The 9607-nt window shown below is 58.2% G+C and carries 4 protein-coding genes and 2 pseudogenes; 1 reads left to right on the forward strand and 5 read right to left on the reverse strand.

From position 1 onward, the window contains the following. Positions 1–123: 123 nt before the first annotated feature. Together ACFOYU_RS15630 and ACFOYU_RS15635 are read right to left on the reverse strand one after the other, a co-directional pair. Complete coding sequence (locus tag ACFOYU_RS15630) at positions 124–324, reverse strand: hypothetical protein (RefSeq protein ID WP_377034303.1); 201 nt, start codon at positions 322–324, stop codon at positions 124–126. 962 nt (positions 325–1286) lie between these two features. Next, a complete protein-coding gene (locus ACFOYU_RS15635) occupies positions 1287–1661 on the reverse strand; it encodes a hypothetical protein (RefSeq protein ID WP_377034304.1) in 375 nt (124 codons plus the stop codon). A gap of 27 nt (positions 1662–1688) precedes the next feature. Here ACFOYU_RS15635 and ACFOYU_RS15640 point away from each other — a divergent pair, with 27 nt between their 5' ends. Continuing rightward, a complete protein-coding gene (locus tag ACFOYU_RS15640; RefSeq protein ID WP_377034305.1) occupies positions 1689–1940 on the forward strand; it encodes a hypothetical protein in 252 nt (83 codons plus the stop codon). Positions 1941–2252: 312 nt separating this feature from the next. Here the strand turns inward: ACFOYU_RS15640 and ACFOYU_RS15645 are convergent, their stop codons facing one another. From ACFOYU_RS15645 to ACFOYU_RS15655, 3 genes and pseudogenes are all read right to left on the reverse strand, one after another. After that, positions 2253–6728 (reverse strand): PAS domain-containing protein, encoded by a 4476-nt coding sequence (locus ACFOYU_RS15645; protein ID WP_377034306.1) that lies wholly within the window; start codon positions 6726–6728, stop codon positions 2253–2255. Between the two features lie 218 nt (positions 6729–6946). Then, positions 6947–8076: pseudogene (locus ACFOYU_RS15650) on the reverse strand (IS3 family transposase). Between the two features lie 1266 nt (positions 8077–9342). Continuing rightward, positions 9343–9607: pseudogene (locus ACFOYU_RS15655) on the reverse strand (IS630 family transposase); the annotation flags it as partial.

A 9607-nucleotide genomic window follows, 5' to 3' on the forward strand; every position in this document is an offset into this window, starting at 1 on the left:
CCCAAGCGGGTCGTGCGGGCATTCTGATGCGGGTTGTTCATCTCTCAGGTCCATCGGTAATCGTGTCGCAACGACCACCTTCAGGCCCTCAGACGGGATGAACAACCTCCTCAGATCTCACAGCTAGTGGCTATTGTCCTGCTCCTGTGGCGCGGCAGGGGCCATAAACGTCCAGGTGGCGATTTCCTCGTGAGAGCCGGCGTTATCCCTCAGGGCCGCCTTTCGGGCTTCTACCTCAAGCTCACCTTCCGGCAACAACCCACCATGAAATTCGTAACCCACACTGCCATCTGGTTTGATCAAGAAAACCGTCCGGTCCTGCATCTCGTGCTTCCTCTCCCATTGAGACGTTATCATAGGAGGAAAACCCAGCACTACCTACACCAGTGACGCTCGCCCCCTTCCCATGCCTCTTGTCCACTTTTCCAGGAGAGGGCGCGTCCGGCTGCGGAGAGCTCCCTGTTAAGCAACAGGACTTAGTAGATTAGCAAGAACAAGCTCCAGGTCGTGTCGGGTGAAGCTAATGGATCAAAGTCATCCGGCATACCAATGTAAAGATCTTCATGTGCCTGTTATCCGGACGAGCAATCGAAGACTGCGAGACAACTCAGACAGCCGTTCGTTTGCACCTCTCTTATAAGGTGAAAATCTATTGACATTCCTGTTGAAGCAAAAACTTTTGTGCCTATAGGATGTCCGCACCCAACAGTGTTCGGCGAAAGAAGCGATCAGTGGCACGAGCAGCCACCAAGACCTCGACCAAGAAAGCACCGGCCCGGAAGGCCGCCGCGACCAGGGCCAACGACAAGTCTGTGGCGAAGTCTGCGAAAACCTCAAAGCCCTCTCCGAAGCGTGCGTGAGATTGCGAGACTGCCCGCGCCTCTCATTCATCCTGCTCAGGCCGAGTTGCCGACAAACTGTCTGATTGGGGAGAGCCGCACGGGACCAGTTCGGGAATTGATCTTTGCAGCCGGCCACGAGGCTGACGATCATAAGATGCCGCCACGGCCTGACCTATTTTGCTCGTATAGGCGAACAGAACTTGAATAAGCTATTGCGAGACGAGATTGGCCGCTGTCACAATAGCCAGGAACCAGATCGCCGACGATCACGGCTGATCTGACAGCATGGAAGCAAAGGATGAGCGATGTCCCGAGGAGGACTGACGGGAGGCGCTGGCCCGCCAGCCCGATCAGAAACAGGATCATGGCGAGCTTCAGCCCGAACCGCGCCACGACCAGCTTCGATGTGACATCGAGACAAAGCCGCGCCACGGCTGATCGCCACTATGCCGCTGCGGAACGAGCTTTGACCCTCCACAGGTGAAGGCCGCCGACTACCGCCGCCAGGGCAAACCCCAGCTCATCCGTGATTGGCAGGGCCAGAACCAGCAGCGCCGCCGCGCCGGTGGCCAGAAGCCGCTCCCACCACACCAGCGGCCCACGGAAGTATCCGGCAGCCGCGGCGCCCCACAGCAGCGGCGCAAGCATCGTCTTACTGGCAATGTACGCTACCGCCAGCCAGTAGCCGGCAACCTCGAGCCCCGGCACGGGCTGAAGCATCAGGGCTGGGTCGTACACGGCCATGTACGGCACGATGAACCCGGGCAAGGCGATCCTCACCGCCTGAATCCCGATCTTCATGCCGGATTCCCTGGCCATGGGTGCATCGGAACCGAGTCCAGTTTCATGATCGACAAGACAACGGGGCAGGTCGCTTATGTGGTGATGAGCTTCGGCGGGTTTCTTGGCATCGGCGAGAGCTGCCATCCCTTGCCCTTGCGGGCGCTGACCTATGACACCAGGCTGGGCGGCTACGCTGTCGATATCGATAAGAACCGGGTGGCCGAGGCCCCGCGATACGGCGCGGGCGAGGATCTCTGCGTGAATGACGAGTATGGCGCCAGGGTCGACGCATACAAAGCAATCCCGACAGCCTGACAGGCACGGCGCATCGGGGCGTCTCACGTGGCACCACGACAGCCAGGAACGGCATCGTCTACGGCGGCCGGTACGTCAAATTACCGCGATCGCGCCCACCGGGATCGGCATTGCCCTTGTGGTGGCGGGTCTGCTGGGCTTTCTTCCGATCCTCGATTTCTGGATGATTCCCCAAGCCTGATCGCTATCTCGATTGATCGTTCCCGGGTCCGAATGATCACAAGAAAGTTTGTGTCAAGAGATGGGTGTCGGCCTGTGGGACGTCCGTGAAGTACGCCGAGGATCCGCTCAGGCGAGTAGATCGCTGGCCCCTTATCTCTCGATTACAAGAAGTCTCCTGCTGGCGGGGATATGCCGAGCCGTCCAGCCCGATAGAAACTCGGGAATATCTGCTCCAGCCATAGGCTTTGAAAAGAGGTAACCCTGTACTGCACTACAACCCATCTCTCGCAGCCGCTGAGCCTGACCTGTCGTTTCTACCCCCTCAGCCGTGACTCTCAGATTTAAGCTCCTGCCGAGACTGACCACCGCCGTTACGATAGCCTCGTCGTCCGGATCCTCCTCAATACCTCGCACAAATCTCTGATCAATCTTGATGTGATCGACCGGAAACTGCTTCAGGTGAGTCAACGAGGCGTAACCCGTTCCAAAATCGTCGAGAGCAACTTGAACACCGTGCTCCCGGAACTTTGCCAGAGCGGAGAGGACTGCTTCCGATTGGACATCGAGCAGAACCTTTTCTGTGATCTCGATCTCAAAGTGCTTTGCAGGAACCTTAGCGAGATCAAGAACACGCAGGATATCCTCGGCCAAACCGGGCTGGATGAACTCTGCGTGCGAGAGATTGATCGCAATCCTGCCGAAGCCAAGGTCGCTCTTGAGCCATCGGCGCATATCCGAGGCCACTTTGCCGATCAAACGCTTGCCGATGAGAGTTGCAAGTTCCGGATCATCAAAGGCATCCCCAAAGCTGGTAGGGGTCAGAAGACCACGGGTTGGGTGCTGCCAGCGCGCGAGCGCCTCAAAGCCAACGATTTCGCCCGTCGATAGGCAGACTTTCGGCTGATAGAAAGGGCTGATTTGGTCGCGTGAGATCGCCTCGCGCATTTCTCTTCTGAGAACTATCCGTTGCTCAATCGCCGCCCGCATTTCAGGGGAATAGGTTACAACCCGATTGCGACCCTCGGCCTTGGCCCGATACAGGGCCATGTCAGCATCCTTCATCAACTCGGCAGGCTCACCATGGTGGTCGGGAAAGGCCGCGACTCCAATGCTTGCGCGGGTGGTCAGCATCTGGCCTGCATACGAGATGGGCTGACACAGCTTTTTTACGATGCCCTCGGCAAGGGTCGAGGCGTGCCCCAGCGTGGACGAGCCTGTCAGCAGAACTGCAAATTCATCACCGCCGAGCCGGGCTAAACTATCGCCGTCTCGCATCGCCCTCGACAGGCGGGTCGCTGTTTCCTTCAACAGGACATCGCCCGCGTCGTGGCCGAAGGAGTCGTTCACATCCTTGAAATCGTCCAAGTCGATCAGCAGCAGGCTTACAGCCAACCCGACCTGTTTCGCCTCAGAAAGGGCTCTCTCCAGACGATACTGGAAGTAGGCCCGATTAGGTAGTCCTGTGAGCGGATCATGGTTCGCTAGACGCCAGAGTTCCTTCTCGGCGACTTTGCGATCACTGATGTCGGAGATCAGACCAACAACTCGGTCAGGCGCAGTTCTCTCAGCGTGCAGCGCAAACCACCGACTCTGCCCGTCTGGTGGCACGTAGCGGAACTCGAGGCTGCTTGCGCCTTTGGTCGCGATGTCCTGGAAGAAATGCTTCTGCTTGAGTTGGTCATCCGGGTGGACCCGCTGCATGAAATCGGACAAACTGCTCGACTCGATGCCGAGAAGGTCAATCGTGTTCTGGTGTCGCGTGATGACGTTCGTCTGGAGGTCCATTTCCAGCACTGCGATCCGACCCGCCTGGAGTGCAAGCCGCAGGCGCTCCTCGCTGGCGCGAAGTTCGCCTTCTGCCCGCCGCCGGGCCGTTATGTCGGTGTAGGTGCGGACCGCACCACCTTTCGGCAGGGGAACGGTTCGGATTTCCAGAATTGTGCCGTTGAGCCGAGTCCGCTCAAAGGTACTTGGATCGGATAGAAAGCTCCTGGTCCTGACCAGCTTGAGAAGCTCCGGGTCTCTAGGGATGTCACCCATATCCTCCTGATAGGCCTTGACCTCATGAACTAGAGGATTGCTCGCCATGAAGTCGAAAGGTAGGTCGAGAAGGTCCAGGGCGCGTCTGTTGAACACGGTCACCCGGTCGGCGGCATCTACCATGATGAGGCCCTGGTCCATGTTCTCGAAGGTAACCTCAAGAAGTGCCGCCTTTTCCGCGAGTTCAGCTTCCGCTTGTCTACGATGCGTGATGTCCTGGATCGTCCCAACGGTGCGGATGGGCTGTCCCTGTCCGTCCAAAATGTTGCGGCTACTTGAGGTGATCCACCGCTCCTCATCAGTATCCGCTCGAGTGATGCGGAAAATAACGCTGTCGCTCGTTCCTTCATCGGCCAATTGTCCAGCGAACCTGTTTCCAACGCGGGTCCGATCCTCTGGATGGACACAGGCCAGAAACGCCTCTGGCGTGATCGGGGTGCCTGCTGGGATGCCGAGGATATTTCGTACCTCAGGCGTCCATCGACGCGCGCCTGTCACGAGGCTGATGTCCCAGATTCCAAGGGATGTCGCTTCAATCGCAAGCCTTAGCCTTTCTTCACTGGCCCGCAGGTTTTCCTCCGCTTCCTTACGGTCATGAATATCCGTCTGGCTTCCAACCCACTCCTGCACAGCGCCACCATGATCTTTTAGCGGTACACCCCTGGCAAGACTCCACCGATAATTGCCATCCTTGTGTTTGACCCGGAATTCGCTTTCCCAAACGGTGGTGGAGGAGATGGCTTGCTTCCAACTGATTTTGACGCGTTCCCGATCATCTGCGTGGACCGCATCGAGCCAACCGTCGCCTGCGTACGCCTCAACCTCCTGCCCGGATGTCTCGGTCCAGCCGACATCGTCCTTCATCAAGCCGTCTGCGGTGGCCAGCCACACCACAGACGAATTTGCCTGGATAAGAGCACTGTAGCGCTCCTTGCTGATGCGAATGTGCTCGGCAACGCGTTTCTGCTCATGGATATCCGTGATTGTTCCGATCCACTCCTGAACTGTGCCGTCGCTGCCCAAGAGGGGCACGGCCCTGGTCAGAGACCAGCGATACTCACCATCCAAGTGGCGGATGCGATACTCGCTGGCGCAGGTTTGCTGCGCAGCGATGGCCCCCTGCCAGCAGGAAATGACGTTTTCTCGGTCATCAGGGTGGACATTGTCGAGCCAACCGTAGCCTTTGAAGCTTCCTTGTCTATGACCGCAGAACGTCTCCCAGCCCCAACCTTCGAGAACGGCTCCGTCCGAACCTGCTCGCCACACCACTGTGGTGCTGGCATTGATCAGAGCACGATGACGCTCCTCACTGATACGCAGCCGCTCAGAGGCGGACTTCTGCTCGTGAATGTCCGTTATAGTGCCAACCCATTCTCTCACTGTCCCGTCGGCATTCAGGAGCGGCACAGTTTTAGTGCCAAACCACCTGTATTCACCGCTGACATGACGAACCCGGAGTTCATCGGTGCCGACGCGGCGGGATGCCAAAACCTCTAGCCAATGCGAGATAACGCGCTCGCAGTCGTCCGGATGGACGGCGCTCAGCCAGCCGAACCCTTTGAACGCCTCGGGGCTCTGACCCGTGACAGCCTCCCATTCTGGAGAGGCGTCAATGATCGAGCCGTCCGGCCTTGCCCGCCAAACAATTGTTGCGCTGACCTCGACCAGAGCCCGGTACCGATGCTCGCTCTCAGTAATAGCTTGTTTCCAGTGGTGAATGTCTGTGCAGGTGCCGAACCAACGCTCGATCTCTCCTCCGTCATTGCGGACCGGTAATGCACGGCAGAGGGTCCAATGGTACTCGCCAGAGTGGTGGCGCAGCCGGTATTCGATCTCGTAAGGTTCGCCTGTGTCCAGCGAGTGTTGCCACTTGGCCTTGGCTCCATCCTGATCATCAGGGTGGAGCAGGTGGCTCCATAAGACCTTGTCCATCGATCCTGGCCGCAGGCCCGTGAATTCATACCAGCGCCTGTAACAATAGTCCGTCTCGCCATCCGGTCGCGTGGACCAGATCATCTGGGGCATGGCTTCGGCAATTGCCCTGAACTTCGTTTCACCCTCGGCAGCGGATTTGTTCGCCTGCCGGAGCTTGACTTGGCTCATGACCGCACGGGCCAAAGCTTGGAGTGCCTCCTCCTGTTCTTTTGTCAGCCCTTCGGGGCGAGGGTTGTAGTCGAGGACGCACAGCGTCCCGAGCGGAAGACCATCCTCTGTTTCGAGGAGCGCTCCGGCATAGAAACGAAGGTTCGGCTCACCAGTGATGAGAGGGTTGCAGGTGAGTCTTGGGTCTTTGGTCGTGTCGGGGACGACAAACAGGCCGGGCTGGAGGATCGCACGGGCGCAGATCGAGATGTCCAGCGGTGTCTCGCGGACACCCAGACCAATCTCAGATTTGAACCACTGCCGTCCCTCGTCGATGAAGTTTAATACCCCAATCGGCGCATCGCATATCCGCGTAGCCAGCGTCGCGAGGTCATCGAACGCTGGTTCGGGATCGGTGTCGAGAATCTCAAAATTGCGAAGAGCCGCCAGACGGTCTGCCTCTTCCCAGCGAGATAAGTTGGACTCCGTAGCACACGCCGACATGAAACTTACTCAATGTATTATTGTTTTAAGTCTGTGGGGAGGAGCATACCTCAGAGATGCTGGAGGCCGAATTAAGGAAGTATCCTAATAGCCGGATTTTCATGACTGGTTGTGGTCGAGCAACAACAGGTCGAAGGAACCAACGAGATAATTGTCTCATCCGGCAAATAAATGCGCCTATAGCCTGCCCCGAGCGGGTGATCCGGGTGTGATGTTATTCAGCGTTGGTCTAGGCGCCAGCTTGGAAGCAGGGACCACAACCTTTGGCGCAGGTGGCCCAAGGATGAGTGCAGGCGCACCGTGTTATAGTGCCGGCGCCAAATTTCGATCACCACCTTCGCCTCTTCCAAGGTATAGAAGATCTCTCAGCAGTTCATCCCGCAGCTTCGAGTTGAAACTCTCGCAACAGCCGTTCTCCCAAGGACTGCCCGGCTCGATGTAGGCCGTCTTGGCTCCCACAGCCGCGATCCACTCACGCACTGCTTTGGCCACGAATTCGGATCTGTTATTGGAACGAATATGCCCAGGAAAACCGCGCCGGATGAACAGATCCGAGAGCACAACGATCACATCGACCGCTTCAGCTTCCGGCTTACCCGGATGGCCAAGCACTCGCGCGTGAACTCGTCGATGATATTGAGCATGCGGAACTTGCGTTCGTCGTGGGTGCGGTCCTCGACGAAGTCGTAACTCTAGACGTGGTTGGGGTAGTCTGGTCGCAGCCGGATGCACGAACTATCGGTGAGCCAGAGGCGACCTTTCTCCGGCTGCTTCTGTGGCACTTTGAGGCCCTCCTGTCGCCAGATCCGCTCCAACCACTTCTTGTTCACCAGCCAGCCCGCCTCCCGCAGCAGGGCTGTGACGCGCCGGTAGCCGTAGCGCCCGTACTGGGCAGCCAGGGCGATAATCTCGGCCGTCAAAGCCCCCTCATCCTCCAGCTCTTTGGGGGGTCTTGCGCTGTGTGGCTCCAATCCTGAGCATGAGCAGGATGGCTTGCGCGTCCTTGGATCATTCTTGTCCCACCCGTTGTTAAGGGTCTCCCGGGTGAGGGCGAGCGCGACTGACGAGACCAGCCGCAGCTCGAAGCCGTCTGAGAGCAGGCAGTAGGCGAAGCCACGATGGTAGTCGCCTAGCAGCCTCGAAGCCGATTATACGGGGGCATCATAACTAGTCAGGGTCTCAACAAGGCGGCCATGGTCAGCCTTGGTGTTGAGGATTGTGAGCCGCCGACGTCTCGAATGGCCGGGCGCCTCGATGAGAGCACCTCGTGGCGGTATTTGGAGATATCAATTGCTACCAGAGTGGCGGTGGGCCGATTCTGAACTGGAAGCGGGGTTGAGGCAGGCAGTTCGGATCATGCGCGGCTTGAATGGAACCCATCAAGCAAAGGAATTTCAAGTTCTTTCCTCCCGTCTCTACAGTGGGGTGTCGGTAAGGCCGGACCTCGGCATTGCCTCCCTGACACAGAGACTCTCCTCTGCACCTCCGACCGCTGCCTCCCGGCGGTCTTCTTTTTTGGTGCAACGAAGGAGATTGGCGGCGCGCGTCCATCCACAGAATGACTGGCTTCGATCATGAAACATAGTTTCGATTCGTGCGGGCCCGAAGCTACTATGGTTGCGCGGCCTGTCGCCATGTCGAGGCCGCTTCCCTTTACAGAGGGACGTCCTCTATACGCCTCGGCCGGTGACAGCGGCCTTTTCCTTTGGTCGCTGTAAGCGCGCCCCAACAGGCCCCACGGTATGCGACGGATACATAGCTCGGGTGATTGGCGAGGAGTAGCCTGTGACCAAAGTCGTAAATAGAAAGGCGCCTCGTCGCCGTGTTTCGGTGGCATGCTCCCCTTGGGTGCGTTTCCCCTAAACTTTGGGCCGCTCGCAAGGGTGGCCTTTCTCTTTTGGCGCTCATCTCGCGCTCTGTATGACGATCGGGTGGTATCACCATCGCCTGCGTGGCAAGCCTGAGGCAACCATATCGGCCTATTCTGCCTTCACTGCAGGATCTTGCTCCTGCACCTTGGGACAGGGGCACTCCAATGGCTGTGGGATTGATCGGGCTTGTTGTCGGTTCAGTTGCTGGATTGCTGGTACCACCAGCGATCCGCATGATCTCGTCTCCCAGCGAAACACGAACCTGGGCAAAGGCACGAAACTCTGCGCAACGTGGGTAAACAGAGGCGGGCTTAGGGCCAGACTTCGCGCCGATCCTGGCCCCGATAATTACTGGAATCGATGTAGTTGAAAGCCCCGATCAAGAGGCCATCTCATGCCCCATTGCAGCATGAAAGGGCTTTGCCGTGAATTTCCGGGACAACCTAGTTATTGCAGAGAGAGGCCTCATTGACGGGGCGACCTTACTCGAACTGAAGCAAGCGTCTGAGGACTTGCGCGCGCTATCGCCCGACAGTGCTTTAGCCGACCTTGTTGACTCCAAAATCCATGCGATCGAGGGAGATCGAGAGGTACGTTCTGACTGTAGGGATTGCGTATAGAGACTCATTGTCAACGCCGGCTGGAGTCTGACCCATTTTGAGCGAGGGCGCCGATTCAGATCTGACCTACCCAGCTCTCATCCCAATCGCTCCTTTGGCTTTGCCACCATGCCGGCGCGGCAGCTGGGTGCGGTCGAGCGCCTGGAGCTGGCTTTTCTCGTCGACCGCGAGCACCAGGGCTTTGTCCGTCGCGTCGAGATAGAGACCGACCACGTCCTAGACCTTCTCGACAAAGCGCTTGTCGGCGGAGAGCTTGAACGCCTTGACCAGGTGCGGCTTGAGGCCGTGCGCGTGCCAGATCCGCTGCACGCTGGTGTGGGACAGGCCTGTGACAGCCGCCATGGAGCGCACGCTCCACTGGGTCGCGCGCGGCGGCTTTTCGTGCAAG

It is taken from the genome of Microvirga sp. GCM10011540, from assembly GCF_042650665.1.
GTDB lineage: Bacteria > Pseudomonadota > Alphaproteobacteria > Rhizobiales > Beijerinckiaceae > Microvirga > Microvirga lenta.